Source organism: Paenibacillus curdlanolyticus YK9 (assembly GCF_000179615.1).
In the GTDB taxonomy this organism is placed as follows: Bacteria; Bacillota; Bacilli; order Paenibacillales; family Paenibacillaceae; genus Paenibacillus_T; species Paenibacillus_T curdlanolyticus.
Genome location: NZ_AEDD01000008.1, coordinates 268859 through 295093 on the forward strand (window position 1 = coordinate 268859; position 26235 = coordinate 295093).

General features: G+C 52.5%; 20 protein-coding genes. 7 read left to right on the plus strand and 13 right to left on the minus strand.

Going from position 1 to position 26235, the window contains the following annotated elements; translation table 11 throughout:
- Nucleotides 1-63: 63 nt before the first annotated feature.
- Nucleotides 64-1884 (plus strand): alpha-glycosidase, encoded by a 1821-nt coding sequence (locus PAECUDRAFT_RS16075; RefSeq protein ID WP_006039173.1) that lies wholly within the window; start codon nt 64-66, stop codon nt 1882-1884.
- Nucleotides 1885-1971: 87 nt separating this feature from the next.
- Here PAECUDRAFT_RS16075 and PAECUDRAFT_RS16080 read toward each other — a convergent pair whose 3' ends face one another.
- Nucleotides 1972-3324, minus strand: coding sequence for an MATE family efflux transporter (locus PAECUDRAFT_RS16080; RefSeq protein WP_040712859.1), 1353 nt, complete (start codon nt 3322-3324; stop codon nt 1972-1974).
- A gap of 148 nt (nt 3325-3472) precedes the next feature.
- Between PAECUDRAFT_RS16080 and PAECUDRAFT_RS16085 the strand changes: the two genes are divergently transcribed.
- Complete coding sequence (locus PAECUDRAFT_RS16085; RefSeq protein WP_006039175.1) at nt 3473-4153, plus strand: TetR/AcrR family transcriptional regulator C-terminal domain-containing protein; 681 nt, start codon at nt 3473-3475, stop codon at nt 4151-4153.
- A 727-nt stretch (nt 4154-4880) separates the two neighbouring features.
- Here the strand turns inward: PAECUDRAFT_RS16085 and PAECUDRAFT_RS16090 are convergent.
- The 7 genes from PAECUDRAFT_RS16090 to PAECUDRAFT_RS16120 all read right to left on the minus strand — a co-directional run bounded on the left by PAECUDRAFT_RS16090 (nt 4881) and on the right by PAECUDRAFT_RS16120 (nt 13628).
- Nucleotides 4881-6236 carry an MATE family efflux transporter gene (locus PAECUDRAFT_RS16090; protein ID WP_006039176.1) on the minus strand — a complete coding sequence of 452 codons (1356 nt, stop codon included), beginning with the start codon at nt 6234-6236 and terminating at the stop codon, nt 4881-4883.
- A 45-nt stretch (nt 6237-6281) separates the two neighbouring features.
- Nucleotides 6282-6959: an HAD family hydrolase gene (locus PAECUDRAFT_RS16095; RefSeq protein ID WP_006039177.1), complete on the minus strand. Its 678-nt coding sequence runs from the start codon at nt 6957-6959 to the stop codon at nt 6282-6284.
- A 26-nt stretch (nt 6960-6985) separates the two neighbouring features.
- Nucleotides 6986-7645: a dihydrofolate reductase family protein gene (locus PAECUDRAFT_RS16100; RefSeq protein ID WP_006039178.1), complete on the minus strand. Its 660-nt coding sequence runs from the start codon at nt 7643-7645 to the stop codon at nt 6986-6988.
- Between the two features lie 15 nt (nt 7646-7660).
- The gene (locus tag PAECUDRAFT_RS16105) at nt 7661-8812 is read right to left on the minus strand and encodes a sugar ABC transporter substrate-binding protein (protein WP_006039179.1); all 1152 of its coding nucleotides are present in this window, start codon (nt 8810-8812) and stop codon (nt 7661-7663) included.
- A gap of 2 nt (nt 8813-8814) precedes the next feature.
- Nucleotides 8815-10755, minus strand: a complete 1941-nt coding sequence (locus PAECUDRAFT_RS16110) for an alpha-amylase family protein (protein WP_006039180.1) — start codon at nt 10753-10755, stop codon at nt 8815-8817.
- Nucleotides 10756-10827: 72 nt separating this feature from the next.
- On the minus strand, nt 10828-11868 hold the full coding sequence (locus PAECUDRAFT_RS16115) for a zinc-dependent alcohol dehydrogenase (RefSeq protein WP_006039181.1): 1041 nt from the start codon (nt 11866-11868) through the stop codon (nt 10828-10830).
- 2 nt (nt 11869-11870) lie between these two features.
- Nucleotides 11871-13628: an alpha-glycosidase gene (locus PAECUDRAFT_RS16120; protein WP_006039182.1), complete on the minus strand. Its 1758-nt coding sequence runs from the start codon at nt 13626-13628 to the stop codon at nt 11871-11873.
- 495 nt (nt 13629-14123) lie between these two features.
- Here PAECUDRAFT_RS16120 and PAECUDRAFT_RS16125 point away from each other — a divergent pair, with 495 nt between their 5' ends.
- A complete protein-coding gene (locus tag PAECUDRAFT_RS16125; protein WP_006039183.1) occupies nt 14124-16268 on the plus strand; it encodes an alpha-amylase family glycosyl hydrolase in 2145 nt (714 codons plus the stop codon).
- 107 nt (nt 16269-16375) lie between these two features.
- On the opposite strand, the gene PAECUDRAFT_RS16130 is transcribed toward PAECUDRAFT_RS16125, so the two are convergent.
- The gene (locus PAECUDRAFT_RS16130) at nt 16376-16996 is read right to left on the minus strand and encodes a cyclase family protein (RefSeq protein ID WP_006039184.1); all 621 of its coding nucleotides are present in this window, start codon (nt 16994-16996) and stop codon (nt 16376-16378) included.
- A 249-nt stretch (nt 16997-17245) separates the two neighbouring features.
- Between PAECUDRAFT_RS16130 and PAECUDRAFT_RS24815 the strand changes: the two genes are divergently transcribed.
- Nucleotides 17246-17656, plus strand: a complete 411-nt coding sequence (locus tag PAECUDRAFT_RS24815) for an NTF2 fold immunity protein (protein ID WP_006039185.1) — start codon at nt 17246-17248, stop codon at nt 17654-17656.
- A gap of 23 nt (nt 17657-17679) precedes the next feature.
- Nucleotides 17680-18612 carry a serine hydrolase domain-containing protein gene (locus PAECUDRAFT_RS16140; RefSeq protein ID WP_006039186.1) on the plus strand — a complete coding sequence of 311 codons (933 nt, stop codon included), beginning with the start codon at nt 17680-17682 and terminating at the stop codon, nt 18610-18612.
- Nucleotides 18613-18703: 91 nt separating this feature from the next.
- Here PAECUDRAFT_RS16140 and PAECUDRAFT_RS16145 read toward each other — a convergent pair whose 3' ends face one another.
- Both PAECUDRAFT_RS16145 and PAECUDRAFT_RS16150 read right to left on the minus strand, forming a co-directional pair.
- Nucleotides 18704-19003, minus strand: a complete 300-nt coding sequence (locus PAECUDRAFT_RS16145; RefSeq protein ID WP_006039187.1) for a YtpI family protein — start codon at nt 19001-19003, stop codon at nt 18704-18706.
- 88 nt (nt 19004-19091) lie between these two features.
- Nucleotides 19092-19952, minus strand: coding sequence for a helix-turn-helix transcriptional regulator (locus PAECUDRAFT_RS16150; protein ID WP_006039188.1), 861 nt, complete (start codon nt 19950-19952; stop codon nt 19092-19094).
- Between the two features lie 214 nt (nt 19953-20166).
- Here PAECUDRAFT_RS16150 and fabF point away from each other — a divergent pair, with 214 nt between their 5' ends.
- Nucleotides 20167-21405: a beta-ketoacyl-ACP synthase II gene (fabF, locus tag PAECUDRAFT_RS16155; RefSeq protein ID WP_006039189.1), complete on the plus strand. Its 1239-nt coding sequence runs from the start codon at nt 20167-20169 to the stop codon at nt 21403-21405.
- A 556-nt stretch (nt 21406-21961) separates the two neighbouring features.
- Here the strand turns inward: fabF and PAECUDRAFT_RS16165 are convergent.
- Together PAECUDRAFT_RS16165 and PAECUDRAFT_RS16170 are read right to left on the minus strand one after the other, a co-directional pair.
- Nucleotides 21962-22462 (minus strand): hypothetical protein, encoded by a 501-nt coding sequence (locus tag PAECUDRAFT_RS16165; RefSeq protein WP_006039190.1) that lies wholly within the window; start codon nt 22460-22462, stop codon nt 21962-21964.
- A gap of 1 nt (nt 22463) precedes the next feature.
- Nucleotides 22464-22793 (minus strand): YtrH family sporulation protein, encoded by a 330-nt coding sequence (locus PAECUDRAFT_RS16170; RefSeq protein ID WP_006039191.1) that lies wholly within the window; start codon nt 22791-22793, stop codon nt 22464-22466.
- Between the two features lie 182 nt (nt 22794-22975).
- On the opposite strand from PAECUDRAFT_RS16170, the gene PAECUDRAFT_RS16175 reads away from it, so the two are divergent.
- Nucleotides 22976-26235 (plus strand): DNA polymerase III subunit alpha (locus tag PAECUDRAFT_RS16175; RefSeq protein WP_006039192.1); only part of this gene is annotated, 3260 nt, incomplete at its 3' end.

Consider the following 26235-nt stretch of genomic DNA (forward strand, 5'->3'; position numbering starts at 1 on the left):
CCTCGCGCTATCACGGGGGTTGTGCCTTTTTTTATTTTTATAAACAAAGGAGCTGGAAACAAAATGAACATTCATGCAATTTACCACCGGGCCAAACACAACTGGTCGTACGCGTACGATCGCAAGACGCTGCATATTCGTATCCGCACGCAGAAGGGCGATATCGATCGGATTGACCTGTTCTGCGGGGACAAATACGATTGGCCGAACACGGAGAAAAAGGTTGAGATGAAGCTATGGCTTTCCGATAGTCTGTTCGACTACTGGGAAGTTGAAGTAGAACCGCCATTCCGTCGCCTCGTTTACTACTTCGGCCTTCATGCAGGTGAAGAGGCGCTATACGTGATGGAGAAAGGCTTCTTGAAGCAGCCGCCGGAAAACGTGCATCATGGCGCGTTCGATTTCCCGTACATCAACCCGATCGAAGTATTCACGCCGCCGGCTTGGGTGAAGGATGCGGTATTCTATCAAATCTTCCCGGAGCGTTTCGCCAACGGCGATCCGTCCATCAACCCGGAAGGAACGCTGCCTTGGGGCGGCGAGCCAACACCGAAAAACTTCTTCGGCGGTGACCTGCAGGGCGTTATCGACAACCTGGATCACCTCACGGAGCTGGGCGTGAACGCGATTTACTTCAATCCGCTCTTCCAAGCAACGACGAACCACCGTTACGATACGTCCGATTATTTGCAAGTGGATTCCACGCTCGGCACGAACGAAACGCTGAAGGAACTGGTGAAAAAATGCCACGAGCGCGGCATTCGCGTCGTTCTCGACGCGGTATTCAACCACTGCGGCAAGGCGTTTGCACCATTCGTCGATGTGCTGGAGAAAGGCGAGCAGTCGAAGTACAAAGACTGGTTCTATGTTCGTGAGTTCCCGCTCACAGTTAAAGGATACATCCCGACGTACGAAACGTTCGGTTTCGAGCCAATCATGCCGAAACTGAATACGGAAAATCCAGAAGTTAAGGAATATTTGCTGAAGGTAGCGCGTTACTGGATCGAAGAAGTGGGCATCGACGGCTGGCGCTTGGACGTAGCCAATGAGGTGGATCACCACTTCTGGCGCGAGTTCCGCCAGACGGTGAAGGGCATTAACCCGGATGCGTACATCCTTGGCGAAATCATGCACGACTCGCTTCCATGGCTGCAAGGCGATCAATTCGATGCGGTAATGAACTATCCGTTCACAAATGCCGTATTCGATTTCTTCGCTCGCGACCAACTGGATGCAGCAGGCTTCTCCAGCGCGATCTGCACGCAATTGGCAAGCTACCAGCGCCAAGTGAACGAGGTGTCCTTCAACCTGTTGGGAAGCCATGACACGTCCCGTTTGATGACGGCATGTAAGGACAACGAAGGCCTCGTGAAGCTGTCGACGCTGTTCAAACTGACGTACCCAGGCGCTCCGTGTATCTACTACGGCGACGAGATCGGCCTCGACGGCGAGAACGATCCATACTGCCGCAAATGTATGGAGTGGGATCGCGAGAAGCGGAATGAAAGCCTGTTCGATTTCTTCAAATGGGCGGTTGCGCTTCGTAAAAACAACTCGGCATTGCGCACAGGCAGCTTCTCCTTCATCCAAGCGGACGAAGGCAGCGACCAAATCATCTACGAACGCGCAGACAGCAAGGATCGCTTCATCATTTTGATGAACAAAGGCGGCCAGCCGGCTACGCTCGTGACGGATGCGGCTTCGTTCACGCGGATCGATACTAACACGAATACTTCCGTTACATTGGTTGACGGCAAAGTAAACGTAACGCTTCCGGCATACGGGTACGCTGTGCTACGCACGGACGTAACGTCCGAGCAAAAGCAGCCGCAAGCGAACGTTGCTGGCGGCGCCGCAGCAGCAGTTGCAAGCGTAAAAGCGTAACCTATTTTTAATAATGAATAAGGATGTCCTCATCGTCGTATATGCAACGATGAGGACATCCTTTTTTTTACATCTAGATCTTTACTATTAATGCATCAAGCTTTCCATCTCCGGCTGCAATTTGTTCCTCAGCACATACAGCATCGTTGCACCGACAAGGAAGGCGACGGCATCCGCAATAACGAGCGACCAGATGACCCCGTGGAAGCCATTCATCTGATTGGCGATATACAGCACCGGAATGAGCGTAACGCCTTGAATAATGGACATAATAAAAGCGGCGGTGCCTTGCGCCGTTGCTTGGAAAATCCCCGTGAACAGCGTAGTCATGCCGGTAATAAACAAGGATAAGAATGTGACATGCAAAATGTAGCTGCCCATTTCTATCAATTGCGGGTCATTTGTAAACAAGCCGATTAGATGGTCGGAAACGAGATAAACGATGACGCCGAACACGGCGGCTAATGCCGCGATCGTTTTGATCGTGAAGGAAATAGTTTGCTTCATGCGCAACTTATTTGCTGTAAAAGAGAAGGCAATCAACGGCACGACTCCCTCGCATAAGCCCATCAGAATGAACTCAGGAAATTGCAATAAACGCGATGAAATGCCGTGAGCCGCTACAGCCTGATCTCCGTACTCCACAAGGAAATGGTTAAAGATGAGCGACATAGCGCCTAAGAAGATACTCATAATAAAGACCGGAACGCCGATTTTGAATACATTGCCGAGTATGTCCTTGCTGGCTTTGAACCATTTTGCGGAGATCGTTAAAAATTGGCTCTTATTGCCCATATGATACGCGTAGTACACAATTGCAACCAAGTTCGAGATGACCGTAGCTGATGCAACGCCGGTCACGCCCCAATCGAAAACGAAAATCGCCAGCGCATCGAGAATAATATTGACGACAACGCTGAGAATCATACCGGTCATCGACGTGATAGCCGCACCCTCGGCGCGCACGATATTTTCCAGCGTGAAGAACAAGACGACAATTGGCGAACCGATCAGCATGATCGTGACATAGTCTTTCGTAAATCCGAAGGATTCGGTCGTTGCCCCGAGGCCATGAACGATGGAATCGATCAACGGGATGCCAACGGCCATTACGATAATACCGAGCACCAGACTTGCGTAAAAGGCGAAGGATGACACATGCTTGACGTCATCATATTTTTTCTCGCCCAGCAATCGGGAGATGAATGTGCCGCTGCCCATGCCGATCAAATTGCCTAACGCCATAATGACTGCGAATAAAGGCAAGGTCAATGCGAGCGCGGTTAGCATAGCGGTATTGCCCAGCGTGCCAAGGAAAAAGGCATTCAAGATAGAATAGATGACGCTCATTGACGTGCCAAGCATCATGGGGACAGCGAAGTGGGCGACGGCTTTCGCAATCGGTGCTTTTTCAAAATAATGAAGGTTTTCTGTATCCATGCGGATCACTTCTTTCTTCGTGTAGGTTGGCCTTGCGTTGCGTTTCTCTAACAGTGTTAGATTGAACCTTACAGTGTTAGATGATATCATGTACCTATGAACCTGTAAAGCGGAATCTTACACTGTTAGATAAAAGGGCGGATAAACGATGAAAAAGCAGCAGCCTCAAATTTCGGAGGAAAGAATTTTAGAAGCGTCGTGGGAGCTATTGGGGGAGGAAGGCATCGAAAAGTTCAGTATGAGGCGATTGGCCGATCGGCTGGGCATTCAGGCGCCCTCTATATACTGGTACTTCAAAAGCAAGCAGAATTTGTATCAGCGGCTAGCAAATCAGATTTCGAAAATCATACTGGAGGAGTTCCATTCCGAGGAAGATTGGAAGGAGCAACTGGCGGGACTTGCTACAACAGTGCGAAAGGTGCTTCGCCGCTATCCTTGCTCCACCCAGATGATGATGATGACGCTGCCTCATGAGCGGGACATCGTCCGGTTCACGAACCGCATGCTGCTTTGCTTGGAATCGACGCCGCTTGAGCAAGAGCAAAAGTTACAAGCGGTTCTTACGATTATGAACTTTGTTTTCCACTTCGTTCTGGATGATTACGAGCATCAGCGTAATGTGGCCGCTATCATGAAGGAGCAGGGCGAGCTTCCGAGCGAAGAGATGACCCACCTTCTGGACGGCATGAGCGAAGCGGACGCGGGATTATTCCGGACGATGTTCAAGAGCGGGATGTTCGAACTGATGGGGAGCGACAGAGCGTTTGAGTTCGGTCTGAAGCTGATCCTGTTGGGGATTGAGCAGGTGATCAAGGAGCAGGAGAAGTAACGGACTGCTTAGAGGCGAATGTGCGGGGCAGTATTTCGTTGTTCCCTTGGTAACGCGTGCAACTCCCAGCCCCGCGTATGGAGTGAGACATCGCATGTTGTTATGATGCGGTCTATGCCGTTGCACTTTGTACAACGAGAAAGGTGTGAGCAGCCTGCTCAGAAGGTACCCATTGCAGTTCATGCAATGAGTTACGGATCCCGAAGTGACTCTGTGTGCTAAAAACATATAAATTCGCTTTTCTCGTTGCGCAATATGCAAGGACACCTCCTCACTTTCCATGTTCGAGTTAATCCCGTTGTACAAACTGCAATGAGCAGACTGCTGCACGCATCCGCACTGCTTTAAATACGACATCCATCACAGAGAGTCCGCGCTCACAAACACCGCACTAACGCTAAAGCGCAAAAAAGGAGGTGTCCCTTAGCCGTCACGGCTTCGGAACACCTCTTTCAGCATTTCTATTATGTTTGAGGGTCACAAGTGTAAGACCCTCATCTCCATCTCCAATCTCCCTCCCCCTCAGGGGAGGAGGCTTAGTGATGGACTAGCTGGCACCAGCGGAGAGGACGGAGCAATTGCGGAAAAGCGACAGCGGTCGCCTTGGTCTCCGGATTCTTACCGATAAACCCATTCAATAGAATCCGGAGGGCATAGCGATTGCAGCAATGCTCCGTTCTCGCAGCGGCTTCCAAGCGCCCTCAGTAATGCGTCTGCTCCCTCATCTTTATGCCGACACATCACTAACCAAATTTTTCATCCATTTCTTCGACGTCAGCCGCACCCAGCCCAGCATGAACCGAACGACTTCCTCGCATGACAAGACGAGATAAACGAGGAATACGGGCTGCTTCCAGACGAAGGAGAGCAGAAGCCCAGATGGAACGCCGATGAGCCAAGTGGCTGCGGATTCCATAGCGAAGACGTATTTGCTGTCGCCGCCGCTGTTCAGAATGCCGCCGGCCATAATCATGTTCGATACCTTCACCCACAGGAAGCCGGCGAAGACGAGAATAATATAGATGCCGAGTCGGCTTGCTTCGTCGGAGACGTTGTATGCCTTCACATAGAGCGGCGAAATCGCAGCGACGATTACGCCAAGAATAAGGGAAATCGTAATGCCCAGCTTAACGAATCGGCGCGCATGCGCGAGCGCCGTATCGAATTCGCCAGCGCCGAGCTTGTTGCCGATCATGACGCCTGCAGCGCTGGACAAGCCTGTCAGCAGGCCGATGCTGAGCCCTTGAAGCGGGGATGTCATCATCATCGCTGTCATTTCAGTCGTACCCATGCGGCTGTAGATGATGGCATAGACCGTTTCCCCAAGCACCCAGACGAGCTCCGTCAGAATGATCGGATAGGACGTTGAGAAAAACTTTTTGATCAGCGGCTTCGGTATGGTAAACAAGTTACGCATCCCTGTAGCGCCTGGCAATCGATAGAAGTAGACGACGCCGATGATCAGCAGGCACTCTACGATTTTAGAAATAACAGTAGCAACTGCGGAGCCCTTCAGGCCCATCTCAGCGGCACCCCAATGGCCGAATACGAGCATGTAGTTCAAAATAATGTTTAGTACAACGCTGACCAAGCTGACATACATCGGCCACTTGGCATGCTCCGTGCTGCGCAGAATGGCGGAATACATCATCGTCAGCATCGTTGGCACATAGCTGATCGCGACGATTTGGAGGAAGATTGCACCGCCGTCCGTTACGCTCGTATCGGTCGTAAACAATCCGAGAAAGAAGGACGGATTAAAGAAGACCGCGATAGCGAAGGTAAGCGACAGGAGAATGCCCGTGAACAAACCAATGCCGAGCACCTGGGTGATGCTCTTGTTGTCCTTGGTGCCCCAGAACTGGGCGGCATAGACCGATACGCCGACCGAGAGGCCGGCAAGGACGACCGAGATAATGCCGAATATTCTGGTCGCCATGCCGACAGAGGCAATGGCGACGTCGCCAAGCTGGCCGATCATGAGCTGATCGGTCAGGTAAAGCAGAGACATGAGCAGGCTCTGCAGCGTAACCGGAATTGCAATTTTATAAATATTTTTGTAAAAGCTTTGACGCTCACTCATCCTTCATAGGCTCCTTTAAGCTTGTGTGGGTAACGACTGGGTAGGCTAGATCATGAACCGGCTATAATCGGTCACGATCCAGTCCGCTGGAGTCAAATCCTGGTTGCCGGAATTCGGATTGCGGAATCCGGCAACTTGCATGCCAGCCGCTTTAGCTGCTTTCACTCCGTTATGAGAGTCCTCGATGGCAAGGCATTCGGAGGCTGGAACACCAAGGCGCTCAGCCGCCAGCAGGAATACATCCGGCGCCGGCTTGCTGTGTTTTACTTCTTCGCCGCTTGCAATGATATCGAAATCGCGGAGGCAGCCGATCTGCCCAAGCAGCAAATGAATAAGCGCGATCGGGGACGAGGAAGCTACCGCGATGCGGTAGCCTCGTGTCTTCAGCCAGCGAATGAACGCGGCTGATTCCGGAATAGGCTGCAAGCTCGTATGGGCGGCAACGGCTTCAAGCACGCTTCTTTGATGGTTGGCCAGCAGCGTGTCGAGCGATGGCTCGAGGCCGTAGCGCTCCTTGATCGTACGCCACATCTCTTCGAGCGATACGCCAACGAAAGCATGCTGCTCGGCTTCGCCTAGCGTAATGCCGTAACGCGCGAAGGATGCGCGTTCAATCTCGAAATATAGCGGTTCGCTGTCCGCCAGGACGCCGTCCATATCAAAGACGACGGCGCGATAGGCGGCGGTAGAGGGAGACGGAGAGAAATTTCCGATGGTGATCATTTTGGCAGCTCCCTTCGAAATGGTGATTAGATCGCTTTTTGATATCGCATAAGCGTGTAGTTTTCTCTCGGCTCTACTTCAACGATTTTGTATTTTTTGGCAAAAGCGAGATCGCGATAGCCTTCGCCATCCGCAAGCGTGATGTTGTCAGCGCCACCGATAATGATCGGCAGCTGCATGAGGATGATTTCGTCTGCGAGATCCTGGTCGAATACATGCCAGTTCAGGAATCCGCCGCCCTCGACCATCAGATCGGTAATGCCGAATTCGGACTCCAGCCGGCGGAACAGCTCGGCGAAGTCGACCTTATCGTGGCCGCAAACGATGCAATCTTTGCCGCGCGCGCGAATCTGTTCGATTTTGTCATCGTCCTTGCCGAGCTCCGTCGTGACGATGATCGTCCGTCCATCATCGGACAGGATGTTGCTGTCCAAGTCGATATCCATCGTTGCCGTAGGCACGATGCGAATCGGGTTTTTATTTTCCTCATAACGGTTGGTCAGAAACGGGTTGTCGTTGTGAATCGTATTCTTGCCGACCATAATGCCCTGCACATGGCCGCGGAATTGGTGGATGAATTCAATATCTTGATTGGAGAACAACGTAAACAGCTGCTTGCTGGAGCTGCCTGCGCCGAGCGTAAGTTTTCCGTCGATCGAAATTTGGCTAAATACGGTTGTTTTCATTGTCATCCGTCCTCTCTAGGCTAGTTGGGCGTTTTGAAGCGATTCTTCGAGCTTCTTGTTCATGGCATTAAAAGCGTCATCGACACTGTGGTTTGGCAGCAGCTGCAAGCCTTCGGCAATTGAGAGCCATACATGGATGACGGAGCGGTCGTTCGGCATTGGCTGGCTGAATTGCAGCTGCGAAATGATTTCCGCTTTGTTCGAGCTGCTTGTTGCGATTAGCTGCTGAAGAACCTTCTCATCTGCCGGAATGCGCTGTACCTTGTTTGCCCACATGAGTTGGCATTCTTCGCTCAGCACAAAGTTCGTGAAGTCGAGGATATCCTCGCGCATCTCGGACTCGAGCGACCCGCCTGGATACATGAACCCGATCGAGGATGAGAACGTGAGCGCTTGGCCTGCGTTTAGACGAGGCAGGCGGCAAATGCTCAGCTTTTCTTGCAGGTGTTTATCCAGATGGTTGAAAATCCATTCGCCGCAAATGATTGCGCCAATTTTCCCGTCAATGAATTGCTCGATCAGGCCATTGGAGCCATCGAGGCTCGCAAGCGTGCCCTGCCCGATCTGCTCCTTCACGAAGGCTAACGCTTCCTTCATGGCAGGCTCGCCGATAGATGGCATTCCGTCTTTCATCGGCCATCCTCCGAAAGCAGTAAAGAACGGAATAAACCAATACGACTGTGCAAGGTCAGCTGCGATAGGCGTAACGCCTTGCGAGAGGAGGGCAGGAGCCGCTTCCTCAATATCTGCCCACGTAAGAGGAGCTTGCGGGAACAGCTCGTTGTTGTAATAGAGTACGAGATGGTTGCCGTTCAGAATAGGTACGCCGTACAATTCGTTGCCGATCGTCATCGTGGACAGCACGCGCTCTGACAACAGGCCGGCGTACTGATCGCTCGGAACCTTCGAGAGGTTTCCGATATCGGAGTAGCCCACCATGTCCGAGGGAGCGAATGCGATATGCGGACTCGGTCCGCCGCGATGAACCTCGCCGATCCGCTCGCCCATCACTTTAATGTTCATTACTTCCGTAGTGACGTTGATGTCATTGCGCTCGGAATAGAGGCGGCAAATTTCTTCCAGCACTTCAATGGAGGTATCGCCCGGGCCGTCGAATTCATGCCAAATGATTAATTCTTTCTTCTTGTTATTAGTAGATTCGCTCATGGTTATTGGACCTCCAAATTGTTGTGATAGAGAATAATTGCCTGATTAGGCGAGAGCTGTGCGGCAGCCAAACGCTGGCCAGGCTGCTCGCCGGTTATGCTGCTGTCAATGGATACGACATACGAGGAGATGCCCGGCTGAATTGACGCGAGGTCGACCGATACAGTCGCTTCGTTGCTTAAATTGCAGCAGACGATGACGGATTCTTCGCCTTGGCGATAGCCGTACACGATGACATCAGCGGGAGATTCCGCAATAAAGAAATGTTCAGGACGGAACAGAGCCAAATGCGCCTTCTTGAATGCAGTCATTTGCTCAAGCAGCAGCCTCATCGGGTTGCCGTTCGTCCAATCGATCGTCATTTTATTGAAAAATGCGCGTGGAATATCCGCTCCGCTCGTATTGTCCGCCAACCCGCAGTTAAGTGGCTGAACCTCATTCACCTCATAACCAGTCGTCACGTACGGAATCGCGTTCGGCAGGAAATGGTTGAAGACGCCGATCATGCGAGCGAGATCTACGCCGCCACGGCTCGTAATGCGCGGCGTATCCGCCGTTTCCGAGCAGGCGAAGATGTGGATGCTGAGATCCGGCAGCTCTTGCAAATAACCGAGAAGATTATCCTTCGTAATCTCCGTCATCACATTCCAGCCGCTGCCGAGCATGATGTTGTAGCCCGTCGCAGCTGCTTTCTTATGGTTGCGATTGAACAAATCCTCGCTGATTAGAATCGCGTTCGGATTCGCTTTTGTGATCGTCTCGAAGATTGACGTCAGCAGCGGCGTCGGCAAAACATGCCCGATATCGATGCGGAAGCCGTCGATGCCGTACGTATCGATATTGAATTGGACCGCTTCGATAAGCTTGTCCCATAGCGCTAGATTCGGTTTTTCCGCTGGATAGTAGTTGCATTTGATCGTGTCGAACAGCACATAAGGCGCTTGATCCGGCTGCAGATAAGGGCGAACCTGAGGGGAAAAATCCTCATAAAGCCGCAGGAACGTAATATCTGTCCAAATCGGCTGAACGTCATTAATCCAGTCGGAGTGCGCTGGCGAAGTCGTGATGCCCATCTCTTGCTCGACGAGCGTCAGCAATTCTTCGCCTGTTTCGATCGAGCGTGCTTTCAGCTGCTCCCATAATGCCGGATTCAGCACGTTCGGCGGCTGTGTGAAATGCGACAAAAACCCAGCAGTCGCTTCGCTGCGGTACACCGTTTCGAGCTTGTCCGGCGTGCATTCCTCGAAGAAGCCGAGCTCGGGAATCGGAGGGGGCGCGAAGCCGTCCAACGCTTCATTTTTTATCCAGTAAACCCACTCCGGGTTCTCCTTGATAAACTCGCTGTTTTTCGCGGTTACGCGAGGAATGAAGTCTACGACCGTTTTAATATCGAGCAAATGGCAGCCTTCGACCAATGCGCTCAGCTCGTCGTGAATCGTCAAGCCTTCCAATCCGTCTAGCAGCGGATCATGAAGGTTCGGGTCCAGATGGAACAAGGATTGCACCGCATACGGCGAACCGATATCCCCCTTGAGATTCAGCGTGCTGTACCGATTGATAGGCAGCATGTACAAAATGTTTACGCCCATCTGCTTGAGCATTGGCAGCAGCAGCAGCAGTCGAAGGAACGTGCCAGACTCGATTTCGCCATCATGATTCGTATCCCATGCCGTCGAATAACGGACAAGGGAAGAATAGATGACGCTATCGTCCAGATTGGTTTTCTCCTGGAATGTATAGTCCTTGGAGCGCTCCAGCAAATAATTCAGATGCGTATCGAAAAAATCATAGGGGTGTACGCAAATTTCCCCGTTTTTCTCCTCCACTGCGCGCGAGTATCCGCACACATTCCACAGGCTGGGAATCCAGATTGGAGCAACGGCGCTGTCCCGGCGTCCGGCAATGAAGGCCCGAATGGCTTCTAGCTTATTTTGTCTGACCATGATATGCGTCTCCTTCCTATCGCTCTTTCTCTCTTTTTTCTCTCTCTGTTTCTCTCTGTTTTGTTCGTTAAACTACGGTTTGAAAACGGTCTTGATCGTTCGACTGATCACCTCCTTCTTAGAATCAAGTTCATACCCCAGCAACTCATTAATGGCGGTTTGATGCTCGTCCAGACGATAGGAGCGAGTGACCAACTGCCCGATTTCCGGGTGACGAGCGGCGAATCGCAGCGCTTGCTCGAACGTATGTCGATATTCGCCGGCTCCAATAAGCTTGATCGCCTTCTGGATGTAAGCAGTTGGAGCGATCGTATGCCGATATACGCCATTAATGCCGAAAGGAACGATCGTTCCGCCGCGCTCGACCCATTGTTCCGCCGTGTGCAGCTGGGTGCCGACGGTATCGATCACGACGTCGAATTTGCGATTGCCCAGCAGCTTGCGCACATTGTCCTCGTTCAGCTCATCGGGCGTAAACACGGCATCGCAGATCGATTTGGCGCATGCCAGCCGATATTCGTTCACTTCGGTTGCCGCAGTGAGCCGAGCAAGCGAAGCGCTGACGATCTGGCACAGAATGCCCATCGGGCCAGAGCCGAGAATTAAGACGGAATCATCGGGCGTTACGTTCGCCTCATGAAAGTTATGGATGACGCAGGCGAGCGGCTCCACGAGCACAGCTGCGGCTGAGCTGATTGTCGGCGGCAGAGGATGAACGAACCGCTGGCGCGTTACGAACAGGGGCGCGAATGTGCCGTGTGCATTAATGCCAGCAATGCGCATTCCATTGCCGTCGACACCGAGGCACAGATGCGGCTTGTTCCGTTGGCAAAAATCGCATTCGCCGCAGCTTTCGTTCGGATCGATGACGACGCGGTCGCCAGGCTTGACGCGATCAACGGCGCTTCCGATTTCGAGCACGGTTCCGACAGCTTCATGGCCGCGGATAATTCCTTGCACGCCTTCTTCCTTGCCGGTAACGACGGCCAGATCGGTCCCGCAAATCCCCGTCATTTCGATTTGAATCTTGACTTCGTCTGGCAGGACGATTCGCGGTTCCTCCACTTCAATCAGTTCCAGCCGATGTGCGGGTGTCCATACTAATGCTTGCATTGCTATTCCTCCGTTTGTTTGAAGATGTGGAAGCCATAGGGTTGTAGGCGGACCATCGGTTTCGACCCTCCATCGACAACCGATAGCCTGGTATGGCTGTTCCACTGATCCTGCCAATGCCCCTCAGGCAGTGGCAGGTCTAACGTCTGTGGCTCTGGAGAGGCGTTCATAGCAATGATAAAATGCTCATGCTCGTTCTTCCGCTCATACACGATCAGGCGGCTGTCGGATGGGGCGTACAAGAATCGGAACATGCCATTTCGTAATGCTTCATGCCTTTTTCTTAGTGCAATCGTTTGCGCAAAATGGTAAAAAAGATCCCGATCTTGTCGATCGATGTCCCATTCCATACATTTGCGATTATCGGGATCGCCTTCGCCCGTTAGACCGATTTCGTCGCCATAATAGATACACGGTGCGCCTGGATAAGTAAACTGGAACATGACGGCAAGCTTCATCCGGTCGATATTGCCTTGGCACGACGATAAGAGGCGAGGAATGTCGTGACTGCTGAGCAAATTAAATGCGGTCTCATTCACTTGATGCGGATAAAGCGCCATCCATCCTCCGACAGCATCTGCGAATTCGCGGGCATCGAACACATCTTTGACCATGAATTTCAGGATAAAGTCGGTAATCGGATAATTCATAACGCCATCGAGCTGATCGCCCTGCAGCCAAGGCATGGAATCGTGCATAATTTCGCCAAGGATATAAGCGTCTGGCTTAAGCGACTTGACAAGCTCACGGAATTTACGCCAGAAGCCATGATCAACCTCGTTGGCGACGTCGAGCCGATAACCGTCGATGTCGCATTCCTCAATCCAGAAACGGGCGATGTCGAGCAAATAATGACGAACCTTCGGATTGGCGGTGTTGAACTTTGGCATGTGAGGCTCAAAGCCGAATGTCTCGTACGTCGTGGAACCCCGCGTATCGCAAATCGGCCATTCATGTATGAGAAACCAATCAGCGTAAGGGGAGGCGGCGCCGTTGTCCAAGACGTCGACAAAAGGAGGGAAATACCGTCCTGCATGGTTAAACACTGCATCAAGCATGACGCGAATACCGCGCTTATGGCATTCGGCTACCAATCGTTTAAGCGTCCCGATGTCGCCAAAGTGGCGATCCACCGCGAAATAATCGATTGTATCGTATTTGTGATAGGAGGCAGCTTGGAATAATGGATTGAAGTAGATGGCGTTAATTCCGAGTTCCGTCAAGTAATCGAGCTTATCGATAACGCCCTGAAGATCCCCGCCAAAATGGTTGTCGAACGTTGGGGTTCCTCCCCACGGCTGGACATCTGCCGGGTTGATCGAAGGATCGCCATTGGCGAATCGATCCGGGAAGATTTGATAAAATACAGCATCCTTCACCCATGCTGGCGGCGTGAATACATCCGCGATGTTCACATACGGAAGCTCAAAGTTGCCGAATGCGTCCTCATAAGGCGCATCCTTGCACCAGCGCTCCGCATACCAGACATGCGTTTCCTCGGCGATTACGTGAAAACGATAGCTTAATCTTCCAAAAGGCGGGGTAACCACCGCTTCCCAATAGTCGAAGCGCTCATCGGATATCCACTTGTGCATAGTGGTCTGCTGCAGGGTGGATGTCCAATCGTACTTGTCGCCGTAGATTAGTTCAATCGTTTGCGCATCGTTCAGCATTGTACGGATTCGAATTCGAACTGATTTATCGGCGTTTGCCGACGCCCAGCTCGATTGGGCCCGATGGTAGAGGGCTTCGATATTCATGTTATATTCACTCCTTGATTATCTTTAAATAAGCATAGCCCCTGCGTAAATGGACGCGAGGATGTACCTTCGGTAGGTAACATAGCCTTCAGATTCTCAAGGTGCAAGGTAAGATGTGACATTATTTACGGCAAACTATAACATAGTTAAGATGTCGAAGTAAGGGGGAAAATGTCGAATTTTGTTTATTATTTGCAAAATAATATCGTGGTTGACAACGAAAATATGTTGCGTATAAAATACGAATTGAAAAGAGAACACAACTTGAGGGCCATGATTTTAAACCGATGATGGTTTGAAACAACCCCGGTATCTCCCAGTGGAGAGACCGGGGTTGTTTGTGTTCTCCAGCGTTTATAGGGGAGGTGTGCGGCGAGAAGAACGATTTTCGTGAATTTTGAAAGCGTTTTCACATCTTGGTTATCGGCATCAGCATTAGCGTTAGCGTCTGTATTCCTTGTTATGAAACGCATCCTACTTCAACGGAGGTTACTAATGAAAAACAAATGGATCAAAGCATCCGCTTCGCTCGCCTTATCGCTCACCGTCGCGGTTGGCCTGATTACGCCAGCACTTGCGTCTCCTGCCACTTCGGTTAACAATAAGCAAAACTTCAGTACGGATGTCATCTATCAAATCGTTACCGATCGATTCTCGGACGGCAATTCTTCGAACAACCCGACAGGATCGGCTTTTGACGGGACATGCTCGAACCTGAAGCTTTATTGCGGCGGCGATTGGCAAGGCATCATTAACAAAATTAACGACGGCTACTTGACGGGCTTGGGGATTACGGCATTGTGGATCTCGCAGCCAGTGGAGAACATTTACGCGGTCATCAACTATTCCGGCGTGAACAATACAGCGTACCACGGATACTGGGCAAGAGATTTTAAGAAAACGAATCCGGCGTTCGGCAGCATGACGGACTTCGCGAACCTGATCGCAGCTGCGCATAGCCACAATATTAAGGTTGTTATCGACTTCGCGCCAAACCACACATCGCCAGCGATGGAAACGAATACATCCTTCGCCGAAAATGGCAGACTTTATGACAACGGCACCCTGCTCGGCGGCTATACGAGTGATACGAACGGCTACTTCCACCATAACGGCGGAACGGACTTCTCCACCCTGGAGAGCGGCATCTACAAAAACCTCTACGACCTCGCAGACATTAACCACAACAACAGCACGATTGATTCCTACTTCAAGAGCGCAATTCGCACTTGGCTGGACTTGGGCATTGACGGCATCCGCGTCGATGCGGTCAAGCATATGCCGTTCGGCTGGCAGAAAAACTGGATGTCCTCTATCAACAGCTACAAGCCGGTATTCACATTCGGCGAATGGTTCCTTGGAACGAACGAAACAGATCCGAACAACAACTATTTTGCCAATGAAAGCGGCATGAGCCTGCTCGATTTCCGTTATGGCCAGAAGGTACGTCAAGTCTTGCGAGACGGTACGGACACGATGTATGGCTTGGATTCGATGCTTTCCTCGACTGCAACGGACTACAAGTCCGTTAACGATCAGGTCACGTTCTTGGACAATCATGATTTGGATCGCTTCCAAGTGTCAGGGGCTAGCGGACGCAAGCTGGAGCAAGCGCTTGCTCTGACGCTGACTTCCCGCGGTGTGCCAGCTATTTACTACGGCACGGAGCAATACATGACAGGCACTTCGGAACCGGGCAACCGTGCGAGAATGTCTTCATTCTCGACCACGACAACGGCTTATAATGTAGTAAGCAAACTCGCTCCGCTTCGCAAGTCTAACCCAGCTGTCGCTTACGGTTCGACGCAGCAGCGTTGGATCAACAATGACGTTTATATTTATGAGCGCAAATTCGGCAATAACGTAGCCGTCGTAGCGATTAACAAAAACTTGTCTTCGTCTTATTCAATCGCGGGACTGACTACGTCGCTCCCGAGCGGCACGTACTCGGACGTTCTGACGAATACGCTTAGCGGCAACTCCATTACCGTTGGCAGCGGCGGAGCGGTGAATACCTTCACGCTGGCAGCAGGCGGCGTAGGCGTTTGGTCGTATACGACTGCAGCGACTGCACCGGTTGTCGGGCATGTCGGTCCACTGATGGAAAAGCCAGGCACAACGGTTACTATTGATGGCGTAGGCTTCGGCTCGACGGCAGGCTCGGTTTATTTCGGAACGACGGCGGTAAGCGGCGCGAACATCGTATCGTGGGAAGATACGGAAATTAAAGCGATCGTACCTAGCATTACAGCTGGCAAATATGGCGTGAAGGTTCGTACATCAGGAGCGGTTGACAGCAACACGATCAACAACTTTAACATTTTGACGGGTGAACAGGTAAGCGTTCGCTTTATCGTAAACAACGCAACAACAGCGCTTGGCGAAAATGTGTACCTGACGGGCAGCGTGAGCGAGCTTGGCAACTGGACTGCGGCTAGCGCAATCGGACCGCTGTTCAACTCGGTCATTACGTCTTATCCTACCTGGTACTACGATGTCAGCGTGCCGGCAGGAACGACGATTCAGTACAAATTCCTGAAGAAGAACGGCGCGACAGTAACGTGGGAGGGCGGCACGAACCACTCCTTCACGGCGCCAACAACCGGTACGGCAACCGTTAACGTAAACTGGCAGCCATAAGCCGTTTTCGCAGAACGGAAAGAAGTTGTAATCCAAAATAATAAGCAGCGCCAAAAGCAGAAACGATGCTTTTGGCGTTGTTTTTTTTACGTGCTATGGAGCGATCTTTACCGGTATTTTACGCGTGCAATCACACGTGCCATGGAGGAGTCTGCTCGTATATTCAGCGGGAGCGCAATAATTTCGAATGAAGGGATATCGCGCAGCTGCTCAACGTTTGTTAAGTTCTCGATGAGAAGGATATTATGCTGGAACAAATGCTGATGCACCTCGAACGGATATTTGTCAGGCGAAGGCATGTCCATGCCTACCATCTTGACGTTTTTCCTAACGAGCAATTTAGCGAATTCCACTGTCAGTACCGGATAATCCGTGAAATAGGAGGGCTGGCCGAACAGGCGGCTGTGTCCCGTATGCAGGATGACAATTTGCTGTGGCGAAATGAGCTCCTCGTATTCTGCTTTGTAGTCAATGACGGACTCGCGTGACACGTCCAGCAAGCAGCCGTCCCCAATGAATGTTTCCAGCGGAAACTCGTTGAGGTAGGTACTGCAGTCCAGCAAATGCATCGGACCGTCGATATGCGTCCCGGCATGCATGTTGATGGATAACTGATGGTTGCTGTATCCGTCAATGCGATAAAACTTAGATTGGGTCAATTCGGTCTCGGTGTCGCCGGGGAAGACGGGCAAGCCGTTTACAATCGGATGGGAAAGCTCTATTAGCATCGTATAATCAATCCTTTCTTTCTAATATAGAATCAGATGGTTCGAATTCGGAATAAATTAGCTAATAGGATCATTTTATCATTGATCTTGTCTATTTTCTTGATCGTAACCGCTTCGCATTAGCCGCCGTAGTGATTTCACAGATGACAAAGCACTCGAATATTTTGAGAATTGACGTTTTTTTGTTTGGATTAGAAACATTTACCTATACTGTGCGTTTAATAGTTCGAGAGTCTGGGGGGCAGATCGATGAGAAGACGGCTAGCGTTACTTGTTCTGGCAATAGGGTTGCTGACAGCAACCGCTTGTTCCAATGAAGGCAACGAGCCTTTAATAAAGGATAAACCTGTGGATGAACCAGCGGCGGCATTCAACTTGGATGATTACAAGGTTGAAATGAACAGTAGTCATTTTTCGTCGAGGAATGAAGGGTTCGTCCCGAATAAAGAGGCTGCTGCGCAAATTGCAGAGGTTGTTTTGAATCAAATCTATGGGGCGGCTCGGATCGTGGAGGAAAAGCCTCTTATAGTGCAATTCGATCCTGACCAAAAAGTATGGCTGGTGCAAGGCACGCTTCCTGATGGGATGGATGGCGGGGTCGGTTATGTACTGCTTCAGCAGAAGGATGGCAAGATTTTATCGGTATGGCATGATAAATAACGGGCTTCGAGGGAGTTGAATGGGTGGGGCATGTATGGATAAAGCAAGAAAAGCTGAATCACGATCAGTTGACTAGCTGGTTGAAAAAAGAAAAAATACACGGCTGTTTGATTAGCCAAAACGATGAGCTTGTATTCCGCTATTACAAGAATAAGAAGCTAGAAAACAAGCAGCATAAAGTGAATTCCTGCACGAAAAGCTTGACCTCCTGCTTGATCGGAATTGCGCATGATCGAGGGCTTATTCCGGATTTAAACGCATCGATCGCAGATTATTTTCCAACGGTTTTACAAGATAGCGATCCGAGAAAACGACGGATTACGTTAGACCATCTGCTGACGATGACGGCAGGGTTCGATTGGCCGGAGATGGCGGAATGGGGCGGCTGGCCGTTAATGATTCATAGTCCCAACTGGGTGAAGTATGTGTTGGAGCGACCGTTGATCGCGGAGCCCGGCGAGGTGATGAATTACAATTCAGGCTGCAGCCATCTGCTGCTTGCTATTTTGCAAAAAATATCAGGGATGAGCGCTCGCGAGTTCGCTCTCCGTCATTTATTTGCGCCGCTGGACTTTGGCGATTTTACATGGCATGAGGACTCGAGGGGCGTTTGCATTGGGGGCTTCGGGCTCCATGCGGCCATTCAGGATATGCATAAATTTGGTGCGCTCTATTTGAACAAGGGTCGCTGGGGCAAAAAGCAGCTGGTCAGCGAGCAATGGATTGCCCGAACGACAGTGCCTGAGAAATTGACGTACCCTCATTTCGGCTATTACGGACGTCATTGGTGGGTTTCCGAGACTAGCGATGGCGATCCGTTTTATTTTGCGATGGGCATGGGCGGAAATTACGTGTGCGTCGTACCTTCGCAGCAGCTGGTCATTACGATAGCTAGCGATACAGCGGGGGATACGATGAAGCCGTTGGAGCTGATTCGAGAACTGGTTTCAAAATGAACAAGAGCCCGTACGTTTGTCCAATGAATGGAGAAACGTACGGGCTCTTGTTTTACTGTCAATATCAAATATTACAGCTTGCAGTCGGCTACTAAGGCGTCCGATTCATCGCTTGATAAGCGCTGCGGTTCCGCAGTCCAGCAAATAAGTTGAACAGCCCGATGACGAGGAAAACGGCGCCAATGATGACGCGAAGCGTCGAGCCGCTGAACATAAGCATTTGGATCAGCGCGATCAGCATGAGCATAATGCCCATATAGATGTTCGTGCGGGCCGCGTACAGGCCGCGCTCAGCGATAGCTTGGGCACGGCGGGATTTGAAGCTATTGATGACAGACAGCACCGACGTTAAGATGATGCCGGCGAATAGGATCCATTGAAGCACTTCCATGCGCGTGAGCTCCTTCGATTCAACGTGTTTCTTCTATTGTAGCATAAAATCGTTCTAGCTTCGCAACCGCCTGTCTCGTCGCATCGCCTTAGCCCCGTAAGCGGCTGTTCATTAGCTTAGCTAGTTTTGCTTCCGTTTTCGATTCCGCAGCAGGCGTATAAATGCTGCATCGAAGATCGGAGCCGCCTTGCAGCTGTAAGGATGTGAGATGGAAGAGCATTTTGCCGGCCTTCGCATGGCGAAACTCAAGCTCGACCTCCGGCGCCGTGCGCACCTCGCTATGCTCCCAAAGCGGTTGAAAATCAGGGTGAACAGCTTGCATTTCCTGCAAAAAATGATCATACCAACTGTCTTCTACATACTGCCCGTAATAGGCGCGGAAAATGGACAAGAACCCGCTCGCGAATTGCTCCCAATTGCCCGCAAGCCGGCGCAGCTCCTGCCGCGTGAACAAGAGACGAATCATATTTCGCTCAGCCTCCGGCACCTGTTCAAAATCGAGAAAAACATGCGCCGCAGCTTCATTCCAGCCGACGATTTGGCAGCGCCGATCGGACACGATGGTAGGGCAGAGATGCAATTCCTGCAAAATCTTTTGCAGCGGGGCGCTAATCGTGTCTGGCTTATACGCATGCAGGTCGGACGAAATACCTCCTCCGCTGCTCGTATCGAGCGCGAGCGCATATAAGTAGTTCCGTTCATCATGCGTAAGCCGAAGCGCCGCCGCAATCGCGTCGAGTACGTTGGACGATGCTTGAATATCTCGCCCTTGCTCCAGCCATGTATACCATGTGGCGCTTACGCCTGCAAGCTGCGCGACCTCTTCGCGCCGCAAACCGGGGGTCCGGCGCCGAATGCCGGGCGGCAATCCCACGGACTGCGGCGAAATTTTGGAACGCTGCGCCTTCAGAAATGCGGATAATGCAGCTAATCGGGTCGTCTGATTCACTGGTCAATGCTCCTCTCATATTACGCGTAATTTCGATCGTATTGTGAACGTCACTGCGTTGTAATCGTTAGGGTAGAGGTACGTGTCGTAGTATCCATTATACTAGTATAAATGGCAACTTGTAATAGGATAACGACTGTGACAACATGTTTAGTATCAAGTACTAAAACGTAGTCGCAACACGGTCACAATAGAAGCCGAGGAGGTTATTCGAATGGAACGAGCAGTGATAACAGGCATGGGCGTTATTTCGCCATTAGGCAACACGGTGGGCGAAATGTGGGGGCGGCTTAAGCAGGGAGAATCGGGGATTCGTCGCATTGAATCGTTTGATACGGAACGATATAAAACGCGCATCGCCGGAACGGTGGTCGATTTTGACGCAGAAGGTAGATTCGGCCGGAAGGAAGCGCGCAAAATGGATCGGTTCGTGCAGTTCGCGCTTGCGGCCGCCGAGCAAGCGGTCGAAGATGCAGGCTTGTCCTTCGAACAGATTGACCGAGAGCGCGTAGGGGTCTATGTCGGCTCTGGCATCGGCGGCTTGAATACGCTGCTGGAACAGGATGCCATCTTGCGAGGTCGCGGGCCTGAGCGGGTGAGTCCCCTTCTCGTACCGATGATGATTGCCAATATGGCAGCAGCGTCGATCAGCATTCGATTCGGCACGACAGGGCCGACGCTGGCTCCAGTGACCGCCTGTTCGATTGGCAATACAGCGATTGGCGAAGCGATGCGGCTCATTCGGCTCGGCCTTGCTGATGTAGTTATAGCTGGGGGAGCAGAAGCAGCGATAACGGAGCTGTCGGTGGCAAGCTTCGGCAATGCGCATGCGCTATCTGCTCGGAATGAGGATCCGGCGCGCGCGAGCCGCCCATTTGACACGCAACGGGACGGGTTCGTCATGTCGGAAGGAGCGGGCATCATCGTACTGGAGTCGCTATCTCATGCACAGCGGCGGGAAGCGCGCATCTATGGGGAAATTATCGGTTATGGCGCAAGCTCAGACGCTTACCATGTCGTCGCGACGCATCCTGAGGGAGCGGGCGCGCAGCAAGCGATGCGGACGGCGCTCGCGGATGCAGCTGTTCAAGCCGCGGAAGTCGATGTGATCAGCGCGCATGCGACGAGCACGGAGCTGGGGGACCGTTCGGAAGGACAAGCGATCAGCAGATTGTTTGGGGGAGAGGCATCGCAAATACCTGTGACGGCGAACAAGTCAATGCTTGGCCATATGCTAGGCGCAGCGGGCGGCGTGGAGGCTATTGCTTTGATTCAAAGCCTGCGCGAGGGCGTTATTCCACCGACAGCGAATTTGGAGCAGCTCGATCCGGAATGCGGCTTGTCGAACGTGCCTGCAGCCGCGACGCAAGCGGACATGCGTATCGGCTTGTCGAACTCCTTCGGCTTCGGCGGGCATAATGCGGTTATCGTGGTAAAGCGGTTCGAGGGGTAAAGCGAAATGTGCCGTGGAATAGGGCAGAAAAACCTGCCCTATTGGTGTGGGCACGAGCGAATGTGTCGAATAGGGCAGAAAAAACTTCCCTATTGGTGAGGACACGGGCGAATGTGTGGGATAGGGAAGAAAAATCTTCCCTATTGGTGCGGAAACGAGCGAATGTGTGGAATAGGGCAGAAAAACCTGTCCTATTGGTGTGGGCACGAGCGAATGTGTGGAATAGGGCAGGAGAATGTGCCCTATTGGTGAGGACACGGGCGAATGTGTGGGATAGGGAAGAAAAATCTGCCCTATTGGAGCGGACACAGGCGAACGAGTGGGATAGGGCAGAAAAACCTGCCCTATTGGTGAGGACACGGGCGAATGTGTGGGATAGGGCAGAAGAATGTGCCCTATTGGTGCGGAAACGAGCGATTGTGTGAAATAGGGCAGAAAAAACTTCCCTATTGGTAAGGACACGGGCGAATGTGTGGAATAGGGCAGAAAAACCTGCCCTATTGGTGCGAGAACTAGCGAACTTACGGGATAGAGCAGATCAAGGCCGCCAGCTTACTTAAGCTGGCGGTCTTTGGTATGGCTCCACGTGCACCCATACTTGGAGCACGTTGTCGACGACGAGCATGGTGCGAATGCTGACGATGTAGTCGGTGCCCCGCACGCTGGCGTACACTTTGTTTTTGAGTAGCTTGCGGGCAAAGCTCGCATTTTCATCGATCTTATAAATGCTTTGTCCGATGAAGACGGACAAATCTTCTTTTAATCGCTTTTTAAGCTCGGTTTGCGCCAGCTCGTTGATCGGGTTTCCGTTCTCCTCTTCAATATACGGGACGATGCTTTTAATCACCGTATGCTGGTTTTTGAATTTATTCAGCTTATCGATGTCTTTGGTCGTTTGCTCCAACTGCTCTCTCAGTTGCCCGTTTAATCGCACAAGCGTGTTGTAGTTGCTCAAATAGATAGAGTGGTATACAGCAACTCCAATGATCGCACCGAGAATCAGGATGCCAGCGCCGCGAACAAGGCCTGGATATCGCTCAAACGGGGGAATTCGCATGCTAGCTCGCCCCTTTGCAGATGGCTTTTACTAGCTCGGTTCCCACATGCGCGCCAAGGAAGGAGCAGATGATGTAGAAAATTTGAATCGCAACCGGCGACAAATGGCCTTCCAGCATGTTGCTTTCAATGTAACGCATAGGATCGATCGTGCCGCCGACAGCAGCGACAATCGCCCATATTTTAAGCTTGGTGGCGGTTTCGAGCATGTACGCTGCAGGTGAAGCGAGCACGAGCACCGATCCGATGCCTGCTAACAAAGATCCGCCAACCACTACGCCGAATGCGATTAAAAAATCGATGATCGCCTTGGTTAACAGGCTATTCAGCATAAAAGCGTTCCTCCCGTTTCGTCGTTTCCTTTCGTCAAGCGCAACCACTCCATCTCTCAATCATCGCGCTGTTCGTCGGCCTGTCCGGCCCTATGCTACATTGTATGGGCTCTATGAGCCTCATTATGATAAAATAGTCATAATCAAGCATAGGCAACGGAGAGAGAGAGGGACGAGCGGCGATGAATGCGACTGAACAAGGACGGGAACGATTCGTGCATCTGCATGTGCACAGCGAATACAGTTTGCTCGACGGCGCTGCGCGGGTACGCGACTTGGCCGCTCGGGCGGCGGAGCTTGGGATGGATGCGCTTGCGCTAACGGACCACGGGGTCATGTACGGGGCGATCCCTTTTTATAAAGCATGTAAGGAAAATGGCATTCGCCCGATTATCGGCTGCGAGGTTTATATGACGGCCGGCTCGCGGTTTGACAAAGGAACGAGAAAAGAGAATCCGATCTACCATCTCATCCTATTAGCAAAAAATGAAACCGGCTATCGCAATCTGATGAAGCTCGTTACGATCGGTCAGCTGGAAGGTCTTCATTATCGTCCGCGCATTGATATGGAGTCGCTTGCCGCGCATGCGGAAGGAATCATTTGCTTAAGCTCTTGCCTTGGGGGCGAGGTGCCGCAGCATTTGCTTCATGGACGGCCGGAGGAAGCGAAGGCGGCTGCGCTGCGCTATAAGGCGATTTTCGGCGATGATTATTATATCGAGCTTCAGGACCACGGCATTATCGAGCAAAAGAAGGTGATGCCTGAGCTCATCGCGCTCGCGCGAGAAATCGGCGTGAAGCTGGCAGCGACGAATGATGCGCATTATTTGCAGCCGGAAGATGCGACGATGCAGGATGTGCTCATTTGCATCGGGACGGGCAAAACTGTCGAAGACGAGGACCGGTTCAAAATCGCATCCGATCAGCTGTATCTGAAGAGCGGCGAAGAGATGGCTGCGCTGTTCCGCCATGTGCCGGAGGCTATTGCCAATACGGCGGAGATCGCGGACAAATGCCGGCTGGAGCTGTCGCTGGGCAGGGCGGCGCTTCCGACCTTCCGACCAGTGCCGGAAGGCATGTCGAGCGCTGATTTTCTTGCGGAGCTTTGCCGGGACGGGCTAGCTTCACGGTATGCGGGCGCGCCGGAGCCTGCTGCGCAGGAGCGATTGGATTACGAGCTGGCGGTTATTGAGCGAATGGGGTACAGCGACTATTTTCTGATCGTATGGGATTTCATTCGTTTCGCGCATGAACGGGGCATTCGCACCGGTCCGGGGCGGGGGTCGTCTGCAGGCAGTCTCGTTGCCTATACGCTGAACATTACGGACGTCGATCCGCTGAAGCACAAGCTGCTGTTCGAGCGCTTTTTGAACCCTGAGAGGGTGTCGATGCCCGATATCGATATCGATTTCAACGACGAGCGCCGGGACGAAGTCATCGCATACGTGAGCGCCAAGTACGGCGAGGAGCATGTCGCGCAAATCATCACGTTCGGAACGATGGCTGCCCGCGCCGCTGTACGGGACGTCGGGCGGGCGATGAATGTGCCGTTCGGCGAGGTGGATCGGGCGGCGAAGCTGATTCCGAATCAGCTCGGCATTACGCTGGAGGAAGCGCTGCGCATCAGCCCCGAGCTTCGCGAGGCGTCAGCCAAGCAGCCGCGAACGGAAGCGCTGCTGAAGATGGCGATGAAGGTGGAGGGCATGCCGAGGCACGCATCGACGCATGCGGCGGGCGTTGTCATTTCGCAGGAGCCGCTAACGCATTACGTCCCGCTGCAAGCGGGCACCGATCGAACGGCGTTGACGCAATATTCGATGGAAAACCTGGAAGCGGTCGGGCTCCTCAAAATGGATTTTCTCGGCCTTCGGACCTTGTCCATCGTGGAGCGCACGCTTCGCTGGGTGAAAGAACTTTACGGTCGGGATATCGATTTTAGAACCATTGCGGATGACGATCCCCTTACCTACGAAATGCTTGGACGAGGCGAGACGACGGGCATTTTCCAGCTGGAGTCGACGGGCGTCCGGCGCGTGCTGAAGGAGATGAAGCCTTCCGTATTCGAGGATATCGTCTCGGTGCTTGCGCTCTATCGGCCAGGCCCGATGGAGTTTATTCCGAAGTATATTCAAGGCAAGCACGGGCAAGTCGAGGTGGAATACCCGCATCCGTCGCTGGAGCCGATTCTATCCGACACGTACGGCATTATCGTCTATCAGGAGCAGATCATGCAGATCGCTTCCGCTATGGCGGGCTTCTCGTTGGGCGAAGCCGACTTGCTCAGGCGTGCGGTGTCCAAAAAGAAGCGGGAGGTGCTGGACGAGGAGCGGGCGCATTTTGTCGGAGGCAGCTTGAAGCAGGGCTACGCCGAGGCGGATGCTAATCTCGTTTACGATATGATCGTCCGGTTCGCGGATTACGGCTTCCCGCGCGCCCATGCCGCCGCTTACGGCGTGCTCGCATTCCAGACGGCGTATTTAAAAGCGCATTACCCGGTGCCTTTCATGGCTTCGATGCTTGCATCCGTAACGGGCAACCAGCGGAAAACGGCGGAATATGTGGATGCGTGCAGACGGATGGGGATGGATGTGCTGCCGCCGGACGTAAATGAAAGCGGCGTGACGTTTACGCCGGTCCATCGCGCAGGAGAAGCGCGGGGAGCGATCCGATTCGGGCTGGCAGCGGTGAAAAACGTAGGCACGCAAGCGATTGAATCGATTATGAAGGAGCGAGCGGAGCGGCCTTATGACAGCTTGACCGACATGTGCCGGAGAGTCGACCTGCGCGTAGTGAATAAGCGCGTGATGGAGTCGCTCGTGCAGTCTGGGGCGACGGATTCCTTGCCGGGGCATCGTTCGCAGCTGCTCGGCGCGCTCGATGAAATCGTCGATGCCGCGGCGAAGTGGCGGAAGGATCGCGAAGAGCTGCAGATCAATTTGTTTGGCTTTGACGAGGTGATCAATTGGGAGGTCGAGCTGCCGGACGTTCGGCCGTTCTCGACGGGTCAGAAGCTGGAGCTCGAGCGTGAATTGCTCGGCTTATATTTGTCCGGCCATCCCATCGATGCTGTCGAAGAGGCGTTATCGCCTCATGGCATCGATCGCTTAGTCGATTTGGCAGAGGCGGAGGACGGGACGCTCGCCGTCTTCCCGATTATGGTCGTGTCGGTGAAGCCGATGATGACGCGCAAAGGGCAGGCGATGGCGTTCCTCGAGGTCGAGGATCGCATCATGCGCGTGGAGGCTGTCGCGTTTCCGGCACTATGGAAGCGGCACGCTGACAAGCTGGAGAAGGGCGGCCTTGCGCTTGTGCTGGCCGCCGTTCAGCAGCAAGACGACGACTTCAAGCTGCTGCTTGAAGACGTTGTCCTGCTCGGCGGACCCGACGCGAACCTGGCGGGGCAGGTCCGCCGGCTAAGGCAGCAGGCGCGCGGCCGCTCCGC

Bases quoted from the DNA above. Each gene is read 5' to 3' on its own strand.
- PAECUDRAFT_RS24815 (WP_006039185.1), top strand. From the start codon at position 17,246: ATGAGAAGACGGCTAGCGTTACTTGTTCTGGCAATAGGGTTGCTGACA.
- PAECUDRAFT_RS16080 (WP_040712859.1), bottom strand. From the start codon at position 3,324: ATGGATACAGAAAACCTTCATTATTTTGAAAAAGCACCGATTGCGAAA.
- PAECUDRAFT_RS16165 (WP_006039190.1), bottom strand. From the start codon at position 22,462: ATGCGAATTCCCCCGTTTGAGCGATATCCAGGCCTTGTTCGCGGCGCT.
- PAECUDRAFT_RS16095 (WP_006039177.1), bottom strand. From the start codon at position 6,959: ATGATCACCATCGGAAATTTCTCTCCGTCTCCCTCTACCGCCGCCTAT.
- PAECUDRAFT_RS16115 (WP_006039181.1), bottom strand. From the start codon at position 11,868: ATGCAAGCATTAGTATGGACACCCGCACATCGGCTGGAACTGATTGAA.
- PAECUDRAFT_RS16145 (WP_006039187.1), bottom strand. From the start codon at position 19,003: ATGGAAGTGCTTCAATGGATCCTATTCGCCGGCATCATCTTAACGTCG.
- PAECUDRAFT_RS16130 (WP_006039184.1), bottom strand. From the start codon at position 16,996: ATGCTAATAGAGCTTTCCCATCCGATTGTAAACGGCTTGCCCGTCTTC.
- PAECUDRAFT_RS16085 (WP_006039175.1), top strand. From the start codon at position 3,473: ATGAAAAAGCAGCAGCCTCAAATTTCGGAGGAAAGAATTTTAGAAGCG.
- PAECUDRAFT_RS16120 (WP_006039182.1), bottom strand. From the start codon at position 13,628: ATGAATATCGAAGCCCTCTACCATCGGGCCCAATCGAGCTGGGCGTCG.
- PAECUDRAFT_RS16100 (WP_006039178.1), bottom strand. From the start codon at position 7,645: ATGAAAACAACCGTATTTAGCCAAATTTCGATCGACGGAAAACTTACG.
- fabF (WP_006039189.1), top strand. From the start codon at position 20,167: ATGGAACGAGCAGTGATAACAGGCATGGGCGTTATTTCGCCATTAGGC.
- PAECUDRAFT_RS16075 (WP_006039173.1), top strand. From the start codon at position 64: ATGAACATTCATGCAATTTACCACCGGGCCAAACACAACTGGTCGTAC.
- PAECUDRAFT_RS16170 (WP_006039191.1), bottom strand. From the start codon at position 22,793: ATGCTGAATAGCCTGTTAACCAAGGCGATCATCGATTTTTTAATCGCA.
- PAECUDRAFT_RS16110 (WP_006039180.1), bottom strand. From the start codon at position 10,755: ATGGTCAGACAAAATAAGCTAGAAGCCATTCGGGCCTTCATTGCCGGA.
- PAECUDRAFT_RS16125 (WP_006039183.1), top strand. From the start codon at position 14,124: ATGAAAAACAAATGGATCAAAGCATCCGCTTCGCTCGCCTTATCGCTC.
- PAECUDRAFT_RS16105 (WP_006039179.1), bottom strand. From the start codon at position 8,812: ATGAGCGAATCTACTAATAACAAGAAGAAAGAATTAATCATTTGGCAT.
- PAECUDRAFT_RS16090 (WP_006039176.1), bottom strand. From the start codon at position 6,236: ATGAGTGAGCGTCAAAGCTTTTACAAAAATATTTATAAAATTGCAATT.